This window comes from Ilyomonas limi (assembly GCF_005233845.1).
GTDB classification, from domain to species: Bacteria; Bacteroidota; Bacteroidia; order Chitinophagales; family Chitinophagaceae; genus Ilyomonas; species Ilyomonas limi.
The window spans coordinates 66,844-86,929 of the sequence record NZ_SZQL01000001.1 but is presented as its reverse complement, the minus strand read 5'-3'; the positions used below and the strand labels follow the sequence as shown (position 1 = coordinate 86,929).

The window sequence follows — 20,086 nt, the reverse complement described above, 5'->3', positions numbered from 1 at the left end:
CGGTTAATAAAACAATAATGGGTTTATACCGGTTTCAATTAAGTTAGCTTATATAAGCTGTAAGTTTTGAGCAAAAGTGCGGCGGGCTGCTCAACTGAAAATGATATTATTATTCATTTGTTACTAATCATTTTTTCTTCTAAAACATATAGCGATAAAACGGCATTTGCACAATTAAACAAAAGCGGCAGCCATGCCAGGTATTTTTCTGGATGGTTTTTCGGCTTTAAAATCCCATTAAAATTTTATGTTATAGAAAAATAGCTGTAAGTTTCCTAAAAAATTTTCCAACTGCTATGCGATGCATTTTCTACTTACCCATAATTGCCTGCCTTACTTTAATATCCTTTTATACCAGCGCACAGCGTACCTGTGCCACAAATGAAGTTTACCTGCAAATGCTGTCCAACAATCCTGTTTTTGCCAAAAATCAGCAGGAAATTGAAGCATTTACCCAACGGTTTATTAAAAATGGTGGCAGCCGGATGCAAAGTACCACTGCACGCGGCGCTGCTACCTATATCATACCCGTGGTAGTACATGTAGTGTACCACACCACTGCACAAAATATAAGTGATGCGCAGGTGCAAAGCCAGATAGATGTGCTCAATAAGGATTACCAGAAGCTAAATGCTGATACCGCCGCAGTACCTTCGGTTTTTAAGCCATTAATAGCCGATTGTAAGATACAGTTTTGCCTGGCAAAGCAAAACCCGGGCGGCAATCCAACCACTGGCATTATTCGCAAATACACCAGCAAAACTTCGTTCTCGGATAATGATGCAGTAAAGAAAAGCAGCAGTGGCGGTGATGATGCCTGGCCTGCTTCCAGCTATCTTAATTTGTGGGTATGCAACCTGAGTAATGACCTGCTGGGCTATGCGCAATTTCCCGGTGGGCCTCCTGCTACCGATGGAGTTGTAATTCTATATTCTGCTTTCGGTACTACCGGCACTGTAAAAGCACCTTATAACAAAGGCAGGACAGCCACTCACGAAGTAGGTCACTGGCTCAATTTGCGCCATATTTGGGGTGACGATTATGGCGACTGTACTGGCAGCGACCTCGTAGGCGACACTCCTAATGCTGCTGATGAGAACTATGGCTGTCCTACCTTTCCGCATGTCTCGTGTAGCAATGGTCCCAATAGCGATATGTTTATGAACTATATGGATTATACCAATGATGCCTGCATGCAAATGTTTACAACCGGGCAAAAAGACAGAATGTGGGCAGTATTGCAAAGTGGTGGCGCCAGAGCAGCCATCGTAAATTCGCAGGGTTGCAGTACACCATCCGGTAGCTGCGGTACACCCAACAACCTGGCTACTTCCAATATTTCTCAAAGCGCCGCTACCGTAAGCTGGAATGCAGTCTCCGGAGCAATAAGTTATAGGCTGCAATACAAAGTATCCTCAGCCTCTACTTATACAACCATTAGCGGACTTACGGCTACTTCCTATACGTTAACGGGCTTAACTGCTTCTACAAAATATACGTATAAAATACAAGCCACCTGTTCCGGCGGTGCAGGCAGCTATAGCAGCACTGCTACCTTTACTACTATGGCAACTGCCTGCACCGATAAGTTTGAGCCAAACAATACTAAGTCGAGTGCTAAATTTATCGGTTTAAATAAAAACATTAAAGCACTGATAGATACCAGTGACGACCTCGACTTCTTTAAATTTACTACTACTACCAGCGCGCCCAACTTTAAAGTAATGCTTACCGACCTGCCTAAGGATTACGATTTAAAACTCTTTAATCCGTCGGGTACACAGATAGGCAGCTCCCAAAATGGAAGCACATCCAGCGAATCTATTGCTTACAATGGCGGCATAGCAGGTACTTACAGAGTAGAAGTGTTTGGGTTTAACGGCGTTTACAGCGCTACAAGCTGCTACACCCTTAAAATAACTACCAGCAGCAGTTCGTTGAAAGAAGATGTGACTAAAACTATTAACATCAAAAGCGGCGTAATGGTGTATCCACAACCAGCTTCGGGTTACACTACTATACAGTTTGCCGGCAGTGAATGGAAGGGCAACGCCACACTTTCGGTTATCAGTCAGATGGGACAGTTGTTGAGTGTAAAACAAATTAATACCGATAGCAGGCAGTATCGCCTCGATGTATCTAACCTCGCCAATGGAATGTATTATATAAAGATCAGCAACAACAGTATAACCGTAACACAAAAGATTGTAGTACAGCATTAATAATTTTAAAAATAGATTTTTGTAATAATTGTAATAAAAGAAACCGCTCCCAGAGCGGTTTCTTTTATTATGGGGCGAACTGTTGTGCTGCTGATAAATAATAATATCATTTTCAAATAAGTAGCATCAAATATCTTTAACTCGAAGTGAGCAGTCTAAGGCTTACTGCTTGTGGCTTGCAGCTTCTCCTTGCATTTTATTTATTAATTCTTATTCCTTATATCTCCTAACCCGTAGTTACTGTTTTATCTATTTTATTAATCAATCCCTGCAATACTTTACCGGGGCCCACTTCGGTAAATTGCGTTGCACCACCGGTAATCATTGCCTGCACGCTTTGTGTCCAGCGCACTGCAGCGGTTAATTGCTCTACCAGGTTTTTCTTTATTTCATCAGGATTGGTTACGGCTGTTGCCGTTACATTCTGATACACAGGACAGGCAGGCTGATTAAATGTAACAGAAGCTATAGCAGCCGCCAGTTCTTCTTTAGCAGGCGCCATCAGTGGGCTGTGAAAAGCGCCGCCTACAGGCAATATCAAAGCACGTCTGGCGCCGGCAGCTTTTAATTTTTCACAGGCAACTGTTACACCATTTACCGACCCGCTAATCACCAACTGGCCGGGACAATTATAATTTGCCGGCACTACCACCTCTCCTGTTTCGGCTTGTACGCCGGCACATATAGCTTCTACCTTGTCGTCTTCCATACCCAATACTGCCGCCATGGTGGAAGGCGTTAATTCACAGGCTTTTTGCATAGCACCCGCACGAATGCTTACCAGCTTCAGCGCATCTTCAAAGCTCAATACACCATTAGCTACCAACGCAGAAAATTCGCCCAGCGAATGACCGGCTACCATATCGGGCTGTGCATCCGGCAATGCTTTATATGCAATCACCGAATGTAAAAACACGGCGGGCTGTGTTACCGCTGTTTGCTTTAGCTGCTCGTCGGTGCCTTCAAACATAATATCACTTATTCTGAAGCCCAGCAGATCGTTGGCTTTTTCAAATAGTTCTTTAGCGGTATTGCTGCTGTCGTACAGGTTTTTACCCATACCTGCAAACTGGCTTCCCTGGCCGGGAAATACATAAGCGTGTTTACTCATGAGGTGCTTTTTATTTGAGAGGTCAAAAATAGAGAGATAAACTAAAAGAGATTAAATTTTGAAATATACTGAATATGCTGGTGGTAAATGCTGTGCCATATTACAGTTATAACGACTGTAAGTTGAGAGAAGGCGTTATTTATTCAAATACGACTGTTTTATTTTTATATACAAATACACGATCATCCAGCACCAGTTGCAATGCTTTTGCCAGTACGGCGGTTTCTATTTCCCTGCCTGCTTTTATCATATCGGCTGCGGTAAAAGCATGATTCACCGGAATGATTTGCTGCACAATAATAGGCCCTTCATCCAAATCGTTGGTTACAAAATGGGCGGTAGCGCCAATCATTTTTACGCCGCGCTCATACGCCTGCCGGTAAGGATGTGCACCAATAAAAGCCGGCAAAAAGGAGTGATGAATATTAATGATGCGCCCTGCAAATAAAGCTACAAATTGTGGCGATAAAATACGCATGAACTTAGCCAGTACCAGATAATCAGACTGATATTGCCGGATAGTGCTAATCAGCTTTTCCTCAAACGCCTCTTTACTATTGCCTTCGTGCGAGATATAATAAAAAGGTACATTAAACTTGTTACACAACTCTTCTAATATGGCATGATTGCCAATAACGCATTGCACTGTTGCACCTAAAGTGCTAAAATAATTACGTATTAAAATGTCGCTCAGGCAATGATATTCTTTAGTTACCAGCACTACAATTTTCTTATCGGGCAACGGGTTTATAGTAATAGCCGCATCATTGGGCAACACGGCTTGTAGTTCTGCCTCAATCAAAGCAACATCGCTGCTTTCGGTAGTTTCTATGCGTACAAAAAAGCGCACTTCCTCTGTATTTACAAACTCGCGCATAGAAATGATATTGATGTCTTTACGCATCAGCACGGTAGTAATGGAAGCTACCAGTCCAACCTTGTCTTTACACTGAATAACGATAACCATTGTTTATTATCAATTGTTTGTTGCGAAATGCCTATAATTCTTGTATTCCATTCTTGTTTGCTTGCTCCCTGAATCTTATCTCTGCGGCTTCCCTCTTGTTTCTTTACGCAAAGTTGTATGTATTTATAAAACAGACAAGCTCGTTAATTCATCCGCTATATCCTGCAATAAATAAAAGCTGCTGCTACTCTTAGTAAATGTAAAGTTTAAAACAGGGATATTGAAGTTAGTACAAGGCTGATAAGATTGCTAAAATTCTATTAGCCCGCAGACACTAAAAGCCTTGCAATAACATTAAAAGGTTATTTAAATTCTATAAGAATCAGGAACCGTAAGACTCAAAGAAAAGAACCTGCCTGAAGGGAGACGGGGTTACACGAAGTATGCTTTATTATTCTTTGTGCCGTTAGCGCCTTTGCGGGTAAAGCAATTATTTCTAAACAGCCTTTAAGGCTCATTTCCTAAAAGAAATCCTAAGGCTTTTTTCCTGCATTGTTTTAAAACTGTAGCATAAACTGCTCTAAATTGTAAATATTCCACATTCCATTGTTCAAAACCGATGGATGCAATTACTTTTGCGGTCTTATCAAACTGAATACAATGGTTGACGTAATTCTCGGGCTGCAATGGGGCGATGAAGGCAAAGGAAAAATTGTAGATTATTTTGCACCCAATTATGATGTGATTGCCCGTTTTCAGGGCGGCCCTAATGCAGGTCATACACTATATGTAGAGAACAAGAAAATAGTGCTGCACCAGATACCTTCGGGCATCTTTCATCAAAACACCATTAATATCATTGGCAATGGTGTGGTACTTGACCCGGTGACGCTCAAACGCGAGTGCGACACGGTAGCATCGTTTGGGATTGATGTGCGTAAAAATTTGTTTATTGCAGACCGTACTAACCTTATTGTGCCCACGCACCGGGCTTTGGATAAAGCTTCCGAATTATCGAAAGGTGAATCGAAAATCGGCTCTACACTTAAAGGTATTGGCCCGGCATACATGGATAAAACCGGACGCAATGCACTGCGTGTGGGCGATATGTTGGGCAAAAATTTTACCACCGAATATATTAAATTGAGGCTGAAACACCAGCGCATACTGGACAGCTATCATTTTAATGAAGATATTTCGGCATGGGAAGAAGAATTTTTCGAAGCCATCGAATTTTTACGCACGCTGCCGGTGGTAAATGGCGAATATTTTATCAATAATAAAATTTCTGAGGGCAAGAAAATATTAGCCGAAGGCGCACAAGGCACCATGCTGGATGTAGATTTTGGTACATTTCCGTTTGTTACTTCGTCCAACACTATTTCGGCAGGCGTATGTACTGGTTTGGGCGTGGCTCCGCAGAAAATACGTGAAGTAATAGGCGTTACCAAAGCATATTGTACCCGCGTAGGCAGCGGACCTTTCCCTACCGAGCTAAATGATATTGTTGGTGAAGAGTTGCGGAAAATTGGCTCTGAATTTGGCGCTACTACGGGCAGGCCCCGGCGTTGCGGCTGGATAGACCTGGTGGCATTGAAATATACCTGTATGATTAATGGCGTAACACAAGTGGTAATGACAAAAGCCGATGTGCTGGATGCGTTTAAGGAACTGAATGTGTGTACGGCTTACAACATTAATGGTGAAGAAAAAACGGAGGTGCCGTTTCAGATGGATAGATTGAATATTAAACCTGTGTATCAATCATTTACAGGTTGGAATACCGATACAACGACCATCAGCAATGCAGCAGATTTGCCTGCCGCTATGACCACCTATATAGATTTTATCAACAGTTATATTGGTGCGCCGGTAAAATATGTTTCCAACGGGCCGGGCAGAGAACAAATTGTAACACTGTAGATGATTTTTGGCACAAAAAATTTTTTTTGCCGATTAAAAAACTCGTTGAAATTTTACGTTGATAATACAAGGAACCATGGCAAAATCTGTTAACAAAAAGACAGCGGGTAATACCCCCAAAGCGAATAGTAAAGACACCGCGAAAAAGGCTTCTACAAAAAGCAAAAAGCAGATGGAAGAGGAGGATGACGACTTGGACGAAGAAGAGGATGAGCCGATAAAGAAAACGGCTGCCGCAAAAAATTCCAAGACCTCTAAGTCTAAGAAAGATGAGGACGAAGAGGAGGATGAGGAAGATGATGTGGATATAGAGGATGATTGGGAAAAAGTAGATGAAGAGGATAGTTGGGATCCTGACTTTGATGAGTTTGATATTCCAAAATCGAAAACTGGCAGCGCCGGTAAGAAATCGGGCAGCAAAAAAGGTGATGATGAGGAAGAAGACTTTAAACCGGATGAAGACTTTAAGGAATTTGACCTCTTCAACGATAAAGGTGGATTTGATGATGACGATGATGATTTTTAAATCGCCACCTTACTGCTATGTAATAGCATCTCTTTCTTTGTAGAAGATCTTCAAAAGTATAAACAGCAAATGCTTAACCGATTGCTTCGGCTAAGCATTTGCTGTTTTATTTATTTCAACTAATTCCACCCCGATCAATATTAATTGAGGTAGTACATGATTACTAATAAAGGCAATGAACAGGCAGTAATATAGTAAATCAACAAAAGGCAACTATTCTCACAATTCCCTTTTGCATTGTACAAAATGCGCTTTACTTTCATGCTCTATGAAATGCTTTGCTATACTCACTGCTTTTTTAGCCGTTTTCTTTTGTGCCACCGCACAACAAACTGCTTCCTCTTCATTATACAAAATCACTACGCCCGAATCTGTTGGAATCAGCAGCAGCAAGCTGAATAAAGCAATCACTGCTATTGCCGACAGTGCCATTCGCGCACATGCCATACCTGGCTGCCAGGTATTAGTGGCACGCAAAGGGCAAGTGGTGTATTACAAAACTTTTGGCTATTTCAACTACGATAGCCTGGAGCGGGTTACACGCGCAACGGTGTACGATTTAGCTTCGGTAACCAAAGTATCAGCCACCACGGTATCTATCATGAAGTTGTATGAGCAAAAAAAATTAGACCTACGTGCCACACTGGGCACCTATATTCCATGGGTAAGAGGCAGCGATAAAGATACGTTGCACATTGATAATATTTTGCTGCACCAGGCAGGCTTGTTGCCCGATGTATTTTTTCACAGAGAAACGATAGATTCTACCGGCAGGCCGCTGCCTTATTTCTTTAGAGCAATCAGGGATAGTTTGTATTCGGTGCGTGTGGCTGATAATATGTACCTGCGCAAAGACTGGCTTGATACGATGGACCTGCGCATTGTACAAAGTCCGCTTTTACTGCCAGTCAAATATGTATATAGTGATCTTGATTTTATTTTTCTGGGTAAAATAGTAGAGCAGCTTTCGGGCAAAGCATTGGATAAATACGCAGCGGATGCCTTTTACAAACCACTCGGTATGCGCACCACTACTTTTACACCTAAAGAAAAGGGTATTTCTATTGCCCGGATTGCGCCCACCGAGAAGGAAAATGTCTTCAGGCTGGAACTGTTGCGTGGCGATGTGCACGATCCCAGCGCAGCAATGTATGGCGGTGTGGCAGGCCATGCAGGCTTGTATAGTAATGCGTATGATTTGGCTAAATTATACCTCATGCTGCTGAATGGCGGCAACTGGAACGGGCATCACTTTCTTAACCGGCAAACCATCAATTTATTTACCGGCTACCATAGCAATATTAGCCGCCGTGGCTACGGCTTTGACAAGCCAATGAAAGATAATGCTACCAACGGCGACCCTTATCCATCCATCTATGCATCGCCGGAAACCTTTGGCCATACAGGCTTTACCGGCACCTGCGTGTGGGCTGATCCTAAAGAAGATTTACTGTTTATTATGCTGTCTAACCGTGTATGTCCTTATGGAGGAGCCAATAATTTACTAAGTTCATTAAGTGTGCGCAGGAACATGCTGGATGCGGTGTATGAAGCGATTGATAAGAAGAAAACGGCTGGTCAAAAGTTGACAGTTGTTAGATAACGGTTGACAGAAAAAGCAGTAAGGAGGCACTACCTTCTTACTGCTTTTTTGTTTGTAAAGAGATATAAAATACTCTACTTTTTTTGCGCCAGTAGCCAAGGTAAGAGATTAGGTTCGGCAAAGGCATTATCCCAACTATTATGACCGGCATCAGGATACTCGGTGTATTGCACATGAGCACCTTTGGTAGTCTGCAGTGTTTTATATAATAATCTGTCAGGCCCGGGATTTACCACATCATCTTTAGCGCCATGAAAAATCCATAATGGTACTTTGTAAGCGCGTTGTGCATACAAAGGCACATTGGTCATACCACAAATGGGAAAAGCTGCCGCAAAATAGTCAGGATATTTTGTAAGCAGATCATATGTACCAAACCCACCTAAAGACAACCCGCCAATATATAGCCGCTTTTTATCGGCAATGCGGTGTTGCGAAAGACTATCTATCAGCAATTTTACCAGCCGCTCTGGCGTACTAAGATCAGGCGATTGATTGAGTGATAAATAAAAGCTGTCGCCGCGCGGCGTATTACGATTAAACCGGTTCCATGCACTATCATCAGGACATTGGGGAAAGATAACAATAGCAGGATTCCTGTTTCGAATACTATCCTTTAAAAACAAAGCGCCGCCATGGAATAATTGCTTTTCATTATCGCTGCCGCGCTCGCCGCTGCCATGCAGAAAAACAATCAGCGGAACAGACTTGTTGCCATTGTAGTGCAAGGGATATAAAATTCGATAACGCAAAGTATCATTACCTTGTATAAATAACTTTTTTTCGTACTGAAAAAAGCCGGTGGTATCATCCATTTGCGCGCTGGCAGCAACTACAAGCAGCAGTAAATGCAGCACAATAAAAAGTTGTTTCATGTTTGGTAAATTGTTGAAAAAGTTGGTTGTATTAAAAAGTAAACGTAAAGCTTTAATGTCCGCTATCCTTAGCACCTTTGTGTCTTCGTGGTATAAATAATCAACTCATACCAGCAGCTGTTTTCAGCAGGAGTTCTTTCGTCTTGCGCACTCCTTCGTCCTCACTCAAATGCTCACCGCCATACTCAATTCCCATATAACTTTTAAAACCCGAATCTTTTATAATCTTCATCATGCGTGCATAATCTGTTTCCATGCAATTTCCGTTAGCATCAAAATCAATCGTTTTAGCGCTGATGCCCTTTGCATAAGGTATTATTTCAGCTACGCCTTTATAGCGGTCGTACATCTCTTTGCAGTTGCTCCAACTGCCTTCCCACCTAATGCAAAAGTTACCCAAATCAGGTAAGGTGCCCACATTTTTATTGTTGGTCAATTTCATTAAACCTGCGAGCCACTCACCATTAGAGGTAAGGCCGCCGTGATTTTCTACCGTTATCTGAATACCTATTTTCTCCGCATATTCCGATAATTTATTCAGCCCATCTGCACCCGCTTTTTGCACGTCTTCGGGGCTGCCTTCACCAAACGCATTTACACGCACCATTGTACAGCCGAGATACTTTGCGGTATCTATCCATTTGTAGTGATTCTCCACGGCAACATTGCGCTTTTTATCATCCAGGTCTGCGAGCGCACCTTCGTTGTCAATCATAATTAAATGATTTTGTACACCATTGTCCTTACAGCGTTGCAACAACTCGCTGAGATAAGCAGTATCATTTGCTTTATTTTTAAAAAAAGTGTTTACATATTCTACTGCGCTAATGTCAAATTCATTTTTTGCCTTGGCAGGAAAATCAAGGTTGGTCAATTTGCCCTCTTCCAACTGCCTGTGAAAAGACCATTCTGCCAGTGAAATTTCGAAGAACATACTCATAGGTTAATTAATTTTTGCTTGCTGTACGGCGCAGGCTGTGCCAAAGCTTTCAAAAATTATACATGATAGTTGTACAAATGGCGCGTAACCAGCGGATATGCTATACTTTTAGGTAACAATCTTATAGTTTGAAAAGCTGAAAATACAGTTTTTATATAAACGAGCTGTGCTATTTTGCCATAATGCAGTACAATGAACAACTATACTCGACTTTTATTCCTGTACTTATCTAATATATTCTAATACTACAGTAATGCTCCCTCCAGTAAAGCCACCGGAAACTTAGCAAATACATCTTTTAACAATAACTGGTTATCACCTTTAATACCTTCATTGGTAAAGATATTTTTCCAATTCGTTGGTGCACCTTCAGGAAGTTGCAAGCTATTGGCATTCCAGGCTTGCTCACCTAATAGATTGCCATTATTTTCTGTAATGTTTTTGATATTAACAGGGAAAGCAACAAGCACCCATTTATTATTGTGCTTGCGTGCATAAGCCACTACATTTTCATTGCTGGTTACAGGTATGTATTCTCCTTCTAAAAACAATTCATTATGAGCATTGCGGAAGTTGAGTGCTTTATACGTTACAAACAACTTTTCGCGCCCTTCCTGTTTGTGTTGTTGTATAAAAGATAACACAGCTTCGGCGCTTTCTTTTTCTTTCTGCATAATGTTGTCTAATGCTTCCATACGACATTGATAATTTACCGGGCGACGATTATCTGGATCTACATAACTTAAATCCCACAACTCGCAACCTTGATACACGTCCGGAATACCAGGTGCTGTTATTTTTATTAATACCTGCTCTAAAGAGTAAATGGTTGCAGGTTTAATTACCTTTTGCAAAAAAGGAGTAAACCTTTGCAGGAAATCATGCTTACTATCTAAAATAGAAGTAATAAAGTTTTTGCAGGCTTCTTCATAAGCTGTATTCGGCTCAGTGTAAGTCGTTTCTACTTTCGCTTCGCGTAAGGCTTTTTGTATAAACGCTAATGAACGTTCAATATAACTATCCGTTACCTGCAAATCTTCAGGAAAGGAACCAATAAGTGATTGGTAAATAAAATATTCGTCGTTAACAGAAGGTGCTGGTTTATTATTAATTATTTTTATAAATGGTGCATTAATTTGCCTCCAGTTGTTTACTTCCTGTATCCATTCATCTGCCATTTCCGATAACACATTAATACGCATACGACCATCTTCGCCACGCTTGGTATCGTGTGTAGAAGTGCCGTTAAGTGAGTATGGATTATTCTGCCGGCGGCTAATCATTTTGTTGTGAAAATCCTGAATGCTGATGCCCAACTGCGCGGGTGCATCACCTACTTCGTTGTGCGAAATGAGTGGATCATATACATAAAAAGTAGTGTCTTCTACACCTTTTGCAGCGAGTGGACCAGTAAACTGCATTAAGCGCATCAGGAACAATAACCTGTTGGCATCTTCGGGCTTTGTACCATCTGCAAAAAATATGTCTTTTAATAATTGCAGTTCCCGTTGTGCATCGTCAATATGTTTTGCAGCTTTGTCAAATGCTTTCTCTGCAATGGGTACCGCCACTTCATTCAATGGATAACAATCCGGATAAATACGATATACGGGAAAAGAAGCCATCAACACACCTAATGCCTTTTTCAAAGCTTCCGCATTGTATTCATTGCCTTCAAATATTTTTAAGTCTGCTGCTAAGTGCAATAAATTTTCCAGTTCACCACCCATCTGGTCAAACAAAAAGCGGTGCTTTTTTTGGAACACTATTTTTTCATAATCCGGTGTGTTTGGTACTAATTGCTTATAAAATTGCAACAGCTTTTCACCACCTTTTTTACTACTCAACAGTTGATTGGTAAACGATAAAAACTCGTAGCCGCTCGTTCCCTGCAAGTCCCAATCATGTGCAATGTTTTCGTTGTATTCCAATATTTTTTCAGCAATAACATACACGTCTTCACCAAACAATTTTCTTAGCCGTTGTACATATTGTTGCGGGTTGTATAATCCATCAATATGATCTATTCGCAAGCCTTGTATTAAGTTGTTTTTGTATAAACGATAAATGAATTGGTGATAGTCATCAAACACCTGCTCATTCTCCATACGAAGACAGATCAGAGAGTTAACGGTAAAGAAACGGCGAAAGTTAATTTCCTGTTCCGTTACTTTATACCAGGTGAGTATATAGTACTGCCGGCTCAGCAATTTGCGAAGCAACCCTTTATCTTCATTAATTTTCTCAACTGCCTTTTGTATAGTAGCTGTATAAGATGTCAATTGTTGCAGCCACGTTTTTTTATAACTGTTCCATTCGCTTAGCTCAACATTCATTTGTGCATATATGTCTTCGCCTAATTCATTCAGGCTTTCATCATCTTCAATGGAAAAAATAAAGCCATACGTATCTATGGCAGCAGGATAAAGGTTGTTGTAATACTCAATAAAAAATCCATCACTCTTATATACCAATTTTATTTCGTTACTGTCAATCGCTTCATCCAAATCTTTACCAATAAACGGCACCATTACTTTGCCTTTGTACTTTGGGTCAAAATGGTTCCAGTCAATATCAAAATAATGGTAGTACGGCGATTGCGGGCCACGCTCAAAAACATCAGCAAGGCGTTCGTTATCCATAGCATAAGCCATGTGGTTGGGCACGATATCCTGTAGCCAGCTCATGCCATATTCCTGTAGCTGTACTGCTATTTCTTTTAACTGTTGTTCCGTTCCAATTTCAGGGTTAAGCATATGGGGATTAATAACATCGTAGCCATGTGTGCTGCCTTTGGTAGCAGTAGTTATTGGCGCACCATATATGGTAGAAATACCCAGCTTATGCAGGTACGGAATAATGTGTTTTACATCATTAAATGTATAACTACTGTTGAGTTGTATACGGTAGGTAGAAGCAGGGAAATACATGTAGTTTATGCTTGTTTTAATGGTTGTAAAATAATAGTGGAATAAGGATTAAGTGAAAACGATTTAGTAACGTTAATAGTTAATGGAGTTACCTCGCCGGGACCATTCCATTGCGCTGCAGAGGAATCAAATATTTTGTTGCATGATGTTTCTGCAGGTAATGTGTAATCTTTTTTTTCTTCATTAAAATTAAAGATGATAAAAGCACTTTCCTCTCCATTTTTCCTTTCTATAGTTAATACCTTATTATCATTCACCGGATATACTTTCATTGAATCACGTTCCTTATTTTGCAAGGCAATCAGCGTTTTGCGAAGCTGAATGATAGCTTTGTAAAAGCGAAACATCGCTGCATGTTCATTACCATTTATATTCCACGAAAGCACGGATTGCCGATACGTATCTTCCTCCTGAGGACCGGGAAAATCATATTTAAAACTAAAATAAGAAAACTCCTTTTTCCTGCCTTCCGTTACCGCATTTACCAGGTCGGGATCGGAGTGAGAAGTAAAGTAAAAGAAAGGGTTTTTTTCACCATATTCTTCGCCCATAAACAGCAGTGGAATGTAAGGTGAAAAAATAACTAATGCAGCCGCCAGCTTCAACGCTTCAAAAGATAAGGTTTGAGTGAGTCTATCGCCCAATGCACGGTTGCCAATGTGATCGTGATTTTGAGAGAACACTACAAATTTGCCATAATCATTATTGCCCACCGGCGCACCAAATATCTTTTTGCGGTGCGGTGAATAAATACCATCATATACATAGGTATCTGTAAAGGCTTTTTCAACCTGTTGCAAAGAGCCAAAGTCTTCATAATAACCATCTGTCTCACCGGTTAATACGGCATGTATAGCATGGTGAAATTCATCTATCCATTGACTATCCAAACCGTAGCCACTTTTACTTTGGGGATTGATGTAACGTGGATTATTAAGATCTAATTCTGCTATCAAAAACTTTTTTCTACCAGTCTTTTTTTCCAGCTTCGCTACTTCTTCTTTCAGCAGTTGAACAAAGTGTTTTGCACCATAATCCACAATGGCATGTACCGCATCCATGCGCAAGGCATCTATATGAAATTTATCGAGCCACATCAACGCATTTTGCAAAAAATAATTACGTACGCCATCGCTGTATGCATCATCAAAATTGAGTGCATTGCCCCAAGGCGTTTTATGACGCTGTGTGTAGTAAGGTGCATAATCGCTCTGGTAGCCACCTTCTGGGCCAAGGTGGTTATATACTACATCTAATATTATAGCAATGCCTTTTGTATGTGCTGCATTAACCAGTCTTTTCAGTCCGTTTACGCCCCCATAACTGTTTTGTACAGCATAAGGATACACGCCATCGTAACCCCAGTTGCGGCTGCCCGGAAACTGTGCGATAGGCATAATTTCAATAGCATTAATACCTAATTCAACGAGATAATCCATCTTATTTATAATACCTTCAAAATTGTGGTTTTGCGTAAACGTGCCGGTGTGCAATTCATAAATAATCAGGTCTTCCAAGGGTATGCCTTTCCAGCTATCATCCGTCCAGCTAAAGTTATGGTCTATTACTTCCGAAGCCTTGTGCACGCCTTCGGGTTGCGACAGCGAAGCAGGATCTGGTCTTTGCATTTCGCCATCAATGCGGTATAAATAACGTAACCCGGGCGTTACATTTTCCACAGTTGCTTGCCAGTAGCCAGCATCGTCTTTTTGCAGCGGATAGATTTTTTGATATGGATGTGTAACTACTAATTCTACTGATTCTTTTTTGGGCGCCCACACTACAAAATGACAAGTATCCTCTTTATAAAATGCGCCTACAGGCCGGTATAGTTCGTTCATGAATGTTTTTTCCTAGATTTTATCTGTAAACGTTTGAACAAACATTATGCAAGAAAGAGCCGTAAAATAAATGTGGGCACTAATAAATTGATTATAATGCCTTTAAACTATCAATTATACAAAACCTGGCATTGCGTGCAATAATAAGTACGGCGAGGGTTTTGACCTAAATAGGCTTTTACAAAAGGCACTTCATCTCTCGGGCACAGTTTGCGGGCATTAGCTTGCCAGTGCCGCTGAAATTCACCTTTCTTTCGCCACTCCAAAAATTGATAGCTGTATGTAAGTAACTCTTTCAATATTTCATTCCACTTTTTTGCAGGTAGCTTGCCTACTAAACTTAGTGGCTGCACTTTTACCCTGAACAATACTTCATTTTTAATAATATTTCCAATGCCAGAAAAAATTTCCTGATTGAGTAATGCATCGCATACCACCGCATCTGGAATTGCTTTCAACTTTTTTATAGCTGCCCTGGGGTTCCATTCTTCACTCATTACATCGGCACTCCAATCGTACACCTCATTCAATGGCTCCTCTATAAAACGCAAGGCACAATTATAAAATACAAGCTCGCTGTCTGTAAACTGCAGGCTTAGTTTAACTGGCTTTTCGGGTGGTTTGCGGCGGTTGATATACAAATCGCCAAACATTAAAAAGTGAATGCGTAGAGTGAAATCACCAAAACAAATCAGGAAATGTTTGCCCCATGTTTTTATATCCGTAATGGTTTTGCCCAGCATACGGTCTGCATGTAGCTTAGTGTTGTTTTCTATAGCCGTGATTTGTTTACCAATAAATGGTTGTATATCTTCTTTCCACATCACAAGAAGCGGACCTTCTGCCATAGATACGTTTTAGAGAGATAGTATTCAAAAGCTAAGCCAGGAGGGTGTTGACACAAAAGCATGAAGCACGAAGAATTTACTGCAAACAGTTTTATTACTGCGATCCCTGTTTATGAGCAAGTGGTAATGGATGTAAATAAAGGACACCATATTACTATTTACACTTCATAAAAACCGGGACCTATGATGAGTGCAGCGTGATAAATAAAGCATTATTAGAATGGGGCTTGCCTTATTTTTATACTATGAAAAAATGCTTTCTCTTTTGCGTTGCGCTGGTAATATATACACATTATAGCTGCTCACACAATCCATACAGGGCTACCAACAGAGTGTATAAAAAACAGGTAAAAACATTAGCCAAAACCATCCGTGTTTTTCCTTCCAATGAAGGTTTGGATTCTATTGTACCGATGCCCTATCCGGCAGGAACTATCAATTTCAATTTGCGCAAGCCCGACTATGTAATTATTCATCATACTGCACAGGATTCTATACAACAAACACTACGCACGTTTACGCTGGTACGCCCGCAGGTAAGCGCCCATTATGTAATAGCGAAAGATGGCACCGTATATCACATGCTCAACGATTATTTACGTGCGTGGCACGCCGGTATTTCGCGGTGGGGAAATAATAAAGACATTAATTCATCTTCTATTGGCATAGAGCTGGACAATAACGGCTTTGAACCGTTTACACTACCGCAAATTACGAATCTGCTGCACCTGCTTGCCAACCTGAAAAAGAAGTACAATATTCCGGTTGAAAATTTTATTGGTCATGGCGATATAGCGCCTGCGCGCAAGAACGATCCGAATCCGTATTTTCCCTGGAAACTGCTGGCAGAAAAAGGCTTTGGTTATTGGTACGACGATACAACAAATGTACCCTTGCCGCCCGACTTTAACAGCCTGCAGGCATTACGCATTATTGGATACGATGTAAAAGATAGCACGGCTGCCATTCAGGCTTTTCACCGGCATTTTGAGGCAGATAGCTTAGCTGTGTTAAATGATGCGGATAAGAAAGTGTTGTTTATGGTAATGAAGAAATATATGTAGGAAGGCTCAGGAACATGGTTCAAGGCTTAAAATGCAAGGCAAAAGGTTCAGGTTGCAGGTAATGAGCTGTGAGCAAAGAAAAACAGGGGCGGGCTGATAAGTTATCCGTTTTTTATCTTTACTGTTTGCAGGCTGTCAACTGATCATCTATCAACTGCCAACTCCTTTGTACTATTAACTATCCATCAACTCTCATCTTCCAACTCTCAATTATCTTTGCAGTATGGTTTACCTCACAAGGATAGAGCATTTTAATGCAGCCCACAAACTGTATAACCCACGCTGGAGTAAGGAAAAAAACGAGGAATTGTTTGGTGTATGTGCCAATGAAAACTGGCATGGCCACAACTTTGATCTGCACGTTACTATCAAAGGAACGCCCGACCCCGATACGGGTTTTTTGATGGATGCTAAAAAATTAAGTAAGCTGATTAATGAAAAAATTCTGGAACAATTAGACCATAAAAACCTGAACCTTGATGTGCCTTTCTTAAAAGACATGATGTGTACCACCGAAAACCTTGCAACAGCTATCTGGCAACAACTCACACCCCATCTTCCCAGCGAGGTGCAACTGCACGCCATTAAGCTATACGAAACACCACGGATTTATGTGGAGTATTTTGGGGAATGATTGACCGCAAAGACGTGAAGCATTTTTAAATATTTATGGCTGCCGGCGATTTTGATTTATTGCCGCGTTAGCCGGTTGATAATATCAGCGTGCTGCGGATAAGTGTCTAATAATGTGTTTCTGTCTGCTATTTCAAAATCACTAAAATCAAAGCCGGGAGCCACAGTGCAGCCTGCAAGGGTAAACGCATTATTAGATGCAGGCCCGGCAGCAAACCAGGCTGTTGCCGGTACTACAAACTGGAACATTTCACCGGCTGCTACATTGCTCCCTAATTGAATGCAGCAATATTTTCCATCCTCTTCAATTACATGAATTAGTAATGTATCGCCTGCATAAAAATGCCAGCATTCATCACTTTGTATGCGATGGAATGCCGAAAAATCACCTTGCTGTAATAAGTAATAAATAGCTGTTGAAAAAGGACGTACGCCGGAAAAACGGGGTGGCAACGCATCAACCTTAATAAACTCACTTGCACGGTAGGTTTCTCTGAAATAACCACCTTCGGGATGCGGTTGGAGGTGTAAATGTTGTATAAAGTAAGCAGCATTCATTTAGTTAGGAGTATTGAATGTATAAAGGTAGTACACCAGATGTAGCTTATGTACCTGTAGCTTGCCAAATAAGCCTGTAAAAAATTGCTTCTGCTAACAAATATTTAACTTTACTTATCTGCAACGCCCGGAAAAATACAGCCGTATGTACTAATGATAAATGCCTGCAGCAGTTGAGCAACAATAGCGCGTTTTAACATTGAAAGATTACTTAGAACAACTAAGTATGGCAAACAGCACACAACAGCCACCATTATCTAAAACCTTTTAAAGGATTTGGAAAACATTACAAATATTATAAAAGGTTGTATTGGTAAAGACCATAAATATCAGAAGATGATTTATGAGCATTACCGTGGCTATGCTTTGAAGATTGTTTTCAGATATATATACCAATACGAAGAGGCAGTAAATGCAGTAAATGATGGATTTGTAAAACTGTTCAACCACATTGACCGATTTGAAATGGGTACTGATGCAGATAACGAAAAGATATTGATGGGTTGGATGAAAAGAATTATGATTAATGTTTCGATTGACCAGTTGCGAAGCAAAAAAACATCACCTGAAACCGGCGATATACCAGCTTCTGTATGGGGCTTGCCAAGTGATAGCAGGGATGCAGAGCAGGCAATGATGTACAACGATTTGGTACTTATGATTAAGCAACTGCCGACACCTTACCGGTTAGTATTCAACTTATATGTGATTGATGGTTTCTCGCACGCCGAGATAGCAGAGATGCTTCATATACCGGTAAGCACATGCAGGTCGAACCTGCTGAGAGCCAGAACGATGCTGCAGCAAAACTTAAAGAAAACCGAAGATGAATTGTTATGCAGGATGTAGAAAACGATATGGATGAATTGTTCAGAAAGGCGGTAGTTAATTACACGCTCGAAGCGGGTGCGGATAACTGGGATACGATTGTTGCACAGTTATCGGATGATAGTTCGGTTATGCCTGTTGAAATTAATCGTAAAGAAAATGGCGCTGCCAATGCTATTTTTTTGCTGCTGTTTTTACTTATTCCACTTAGTACAGCTATGTTTTCTTATTATTCTAACAATGCAGTAGGAAAATCAAACAGCCATGCTGCAGCAGTTTCCTATTCATCACCTCAACAGGAAATAAATAATAATACAATTACCGGTAAACAAAATAGCATAACATATTCAGCAGATAAGACTGAAAGAATAATACCCACAATAGGACCATTCTACAATAATGAAACAGATAAAAGTGTGCAGGCAATTACACCCACTGCACCGGTAAAGAATGTAGAAAAAAAGAACAGCAAACAAGTTGATTCAATTTATTCAAAAAACAGTTTTACTGCTTCTCCTGCAGGCAGCCAAATTGTAAATATGAATCAGCAAAAAAGTAATGACGGCAGGCAGCAACCAATTACAACAAACACACACACCCCACAAAAGCCTCACCTGTATGCAGGCATAATTGCAGGGCTTGCCCTTAATGAAGTAAAGAACCAGGGATTTAAAAAACCCGGCTTCGATGCAGGCATTATAGCAGGCTTCAGAATAAATAAAAATGCCGCCGTTGAAGTTGGTTTGTTATACTCCAAAAAGTATTATTTCAGCAATGGAAAATATTTCTCCATGGATAAAATGAGCGGCTCCATGCCTGCAGAAATGAAAGTGCTGAGTGTTGAAGGAAGCAGTAATTTATACCAGCTACCGGTTGCCATTAAATATGATATTGTACACAAAAAATCATCTACATTCTTTTCTTCGGCAGGCATGTCTTCTTATATACTTACCAAAGAAAAAAATGATTACCAGACTTCTATGAATGGCGTGCAGCAAAATATGAAAGGCATGTATAAGCAAGTGTCAGCCGGTTTTGCGTCTTCTATTGATGTGAGTGTTGGTTATGAACATACTATACAAAAGGGAACTACGATAAGAATACAGCCTTACCTGCAAATTCCCCTAAAAGGCATGGGCATGGGTAGCATGCAGGTAATGAGTGCCGGAATACATATAGCCTATACGCGATAGCTCCACCAAGCAATATTATTACTTGAAAATATACCTGCACATTATTATGAGCGGGTAAGTAATCCTTTTTCTTTTAACCAATAA

At 40.7% G+C, this 20,086-nt stretch carries 16 protein-coding genes; 8 read left to right on the top strand and 8 right to left on the bottom strand.

Features of this window, described 5'->3' with window-relative positions; all coding sequences use genetic code 11:
* Positions 1–296: 296 nt before the first annotated feature.
* Positions 297–2,222 (top strand): M43 family zinc metalloprotease, encoded by a 1,926-nt coding sequence (locus tag FC093_RS00390; protein WP_137259759.1) that lies wholly within the window; start codon positions 297–299, stop codon positions 2,220–2,222.
* A 226-nt stretch (positions 2,223–2,448) separates the two neighbouring features.
* On the opposite strand, the gene fabD is transcribed toward FC093_RS00390, so the two are convergent.
* Positions 2,449–3,333: an ACP S-malonyltransferase gene (fabD, locus tag FC093_RS00385; protein WP_137259758.1), complete on the bottom strand. Its 885-nt coding sequence runs from the start codon at positions 3,331–3,333 to the stop codon at positions 2,449–2,451.
* Between the two features lie 139 nt (positions 3,334–3,472).
* Positions 3,473–4,300 (bottom strand): formyltetrahydrofolate deformylase, encoded by an 828-nt coding sequence (gene purU / locus FC093_RS00380; protein WP_137259757.1) that lies wholly within the window; start codon positions 4,298–4,300, stop codon positions 3,473–3,475.
* Positions 4,301–4,900: 600 nt separating this feature from the next.
* Here purU and FC093_RS00375 point away from each other — a divergent pair.
* From FC093_RS00375 to FC093_RS00365, 3 genes are all read left to right on the top strand, one after another.
* Positions 4,901–6,163 (top strand): adenylosuccinate synthase, encoded by a 1,263-nt coding sequence (locus tag FC093_RS00375; RefSeq protein ID WP_137259756.1) that lies wholly within the window; start codon positions 4,901–4,903, stop codon positions 6,161–6,163.
* 76 nt (positions 6,164–6,239) lie between these two features.
* Positions 6,240–6,689 carry a hypothetical protein gene (locus FC093_RS00370; RefSeq protein ID WP_137259755.1) on the top strand — a complete coding sequence of 150 codons (450 nt, stop codon included), beginning with the start codon at positions 6,240–6,242 and terminating at the stop codon, positions 6,687–6,689.
* 268 nt (positions 6,690–6,957) lie between these two features.
* Positions 6,958–8,292 carry a serine hydrolase domain-containing protein gene (locus tag FC093_RS00365; protein ID WP_137259754.1) on the top strand — a complete coding sequence of 445 codons (1,335 nt, stop codon included), beginning with the start codon at positions 6,958–6,960 and terminating at the stop codon, positions 8,290–8,292.
* Between the two features lie 74 nt (positions 8,293–8,366).
* Here FC093_RS00365 and FC093_RS00360 read toward each other — a convergent pair whose 3' ends face one another.
* The 5 genes from FC093_RS00360 to FC093_RS00340 all read right to left on the bottom strand — a co-directional run bounded on the left by FC093_RS00360 (position 8,367) and on the right by FC093_RS00340 (position 15,726).
* Entirely contained in the window at positions 8,367–9,167 is an 801-nt protein-coding gene (locus tag FC093_RS00360) for a carboxylesterase family protein (protein WP_137259753.1), read from the bottom strand.
* A gap of 100 nt (positions 9,168–9,267) precedes the next feature.
* Positions 9,268–10,101, bottom strand: coding sequence for a sugar phosphate isomerase/epimerase family protein (locus FC093_RS00355; protein ID WP_240743138.1), 834 nt, complete (start codon positions 10,099–10,101; stop codon positions 9,268–9,270).
* Between the two features lie 251 nt (positions 10,102–10,352).
* On the bottom strand, positions 10,353–13,037 hold the full coding sequence (gene treY / locus FC093_RS00350; RefSeq protein WP_137259751.1) for a malto-oligosyltrehalose synthase: 2,685 nt from the start codon (positions 13,035–13,037) through the stop codon (positions 10,353–10,355).
* Positions 13,038–13,042: 5 nt separating this feature from the next.
* Entirely contained in the window at positions 13,043–14,878 is a 1,836-nt protein-coding gene (gene treZ / locus FC093_RS00345; RefSeq protein WP_137259750.1) for a malto-oligosyltrehalose trehalohydrolase, read from the bottom strand.
* A 110-nt stretch (positions 14,879–14,988) separates the two neighbouring features.
* Positions 14,989–15,726, bottom strand: coding sequence for a DNA-formamidopyrimidine glycosylase family protein (locus FC093_RS00340; RefSeq protein WP_137259749.1), 738 nt, complete (start codon positions 15,724–15,726; stop codon positions 14,989–14,991).
* Positions 15,727–15,971: 245 nt separating this feature from the next.
* Between FC093_RS00340 and FC093_RS00335 the strand changes: the two genes are divergently transcribed.
* Both FC093_RS00335 and FC093_RS00330 read left to right on the top strand, forming a co-directional pair.
* Entirely contained in the window at positions 15,972–16,790 is an 819-nt protein-coding gene (locus tag FC093_RS00335; RefSeq protein WP_137259748.1) for an N-acetylmuramoyl-L-alanine amidase, read from the top strand.
* Between the two features lie 223 nt (positions 16,791–17,013).
* On the top strand, positions 17,014–17,424 hold the full coding sequence (locus FC093_RS00330) for a 6-pyruvoyl trahydropterin synthase family protein (RefSeq protein ID WP_137259747.1): 411 nt from the start codon (positions 17,014–17,016) through the stop codon (positions 17,422–17,424).
* Positions 17,425–17,480: 56 nt separating this feature from the next.
* Here FC093_RS00330 and FC093_RS00325 read toward each other — a convergent pair whose 3' ends face one another.
* Positions 17,481–17,981 (bottom strand): cupin domain-containing protein, encoded by a 501-nt coding sequence (locus FC093_RS00325; RefSeq protein WP_137259746.1) that lies wholly within the window; start codon positions 17,979–17,981, stop codon positions 17,481–17,483.
* A 276-nt stretch (positions 17,982–18,257) separates the two neighbouring features.
* Here FC093_RS00325 and FC093_RS00320 point away from each other — a divergent pair, with 276 nt between their 5' ends.
* Positions 18,258–18,830: an RNA polymerase sigma factor gene (locus FC093_RS00320; protein ID WP_137259745.1), complete on the top strand. Its 573-nt coding sequence runs from the start codon at positions 18,258–18,260 to the stop codon at positions 18,828–18,830.
* On the top strand, positions 18,818–20,002 hold the full coding sequence (locus FC093_RS00315; RefSeq protein WP_137259744.1) for a porin family protein: 1,185 nt from the start codon (positions 18,818–18,820) through the stop codon (positions 20,000–20,002). The genes FC093_RS00320 and FC093_RS00315 overlap by 13 nt, the downstream gene beginning before the upstream one ends.
* The last annotated feature ends 84 nt before the right edge of the window (positions 20,003–20,086 follow it).

Bases quoted from the DNA above. Each gene is read 5' to 3' on its own strand.
- FC093_RS00390 (WP_137259759.1), top strand. From the start codon at position 297: ATGCGATGCATTTTCTACTTACCCATAATTGCCTGCCTTACTTTAATA.
- fabD (WP_137259758.1), bottom strand. From the start codon at position 3,333: ATGAGTAAACACGCTTATGTATTTCCCGGCCAGGGAAGCCAGTTTGCA.
- purU (WP_137259757.1), bottom strand. From the start codon at position 4,300: ATGGTTATCGTTATTCAGTGTAAAGACAAGGTTGGACTGGTAGCTTCC.
- FC093_RS00375 (WP_137259756.1), top strand. From the start codon at position 4,901: ATGGTTGACGTAATTCTCGGGCTGCAATGGGGCGATGAAGGCAAAGGA.
- FC093_RS00370 (WP_137259755.1), top strand. From the start codon at position 6,240: ATGGCAAAATCTGTTAACAAAAAGACAGCGGGTAATACCCCCAAAGCG.
- FC093_RS00365 (WP_137259754.1), top strand. From the start codon at position 6,958: ATGAAATGCTTTGCTATACTCACTGCTTTTTTAGCCGTTTTCTTTTGT.
- FC093_RS00360 (WP_137259753.1), bottom strand. From the start codon at position 9,167: ATGAAACAACTTTTTATTGTGCTGCATTTACTGCTGCTTGTAGTTGCT.
- FC093_RS00355 (WP_240743138.1), bottom strand. From the start codon at position 10,101: ATGTTCTTCGAAATTTCACTGGCAGAATGGTCTTTTCACAGGCAGTTG.
- treY (WP_137259751.1), bottom strand. From the start codon at position 13,037: ATGTATTTCCCTGCTTCTACCTACCGTATACAACTCAACAGTAGTTAT.
- treZ (WP_137259750.1), bottom strand. From the start codon at position 14,878: ATGAACGAACTATACCGGCCTGTAGGCGCATTTTATAAAGAGGATACT.
- FC093_RS00340 (WP_137259749.1), bottom strand. From the start codon at position 15,726: ATGGCAGAAGGTCCGCTTCTTGTGATGTGGAAAGAAGATATACAACCA.
- FC093_RS00335 (WP_137259748.1), top strand. From the start codon at position 15,972: ATGAAAAAATGCTTTCTCTTTTGCGTTGCGCTGGTAATATATACACAT.
- FC093_RS00330 (WP_137259747.1), top strand. From the start codon at position 17,014: ATGGTTTACCTCACAAGGATAGAGCATTTTAATGCAGCCCACAAACTG.
- FC093_RS00325 (WP_137259746.1), bottom strand. From the start codon at position 17,981: ATGAATGCTGCTTACTTTATACAACATTTACACCTCCAACCGCATCCC.
- FC093_RS00315 (WP_137259744.1), top strand. From the start codon at position 18,818: ATGCAGGATGTAGAAAACGATATGGATGAATTGTTCAGAAAGGCGGTA.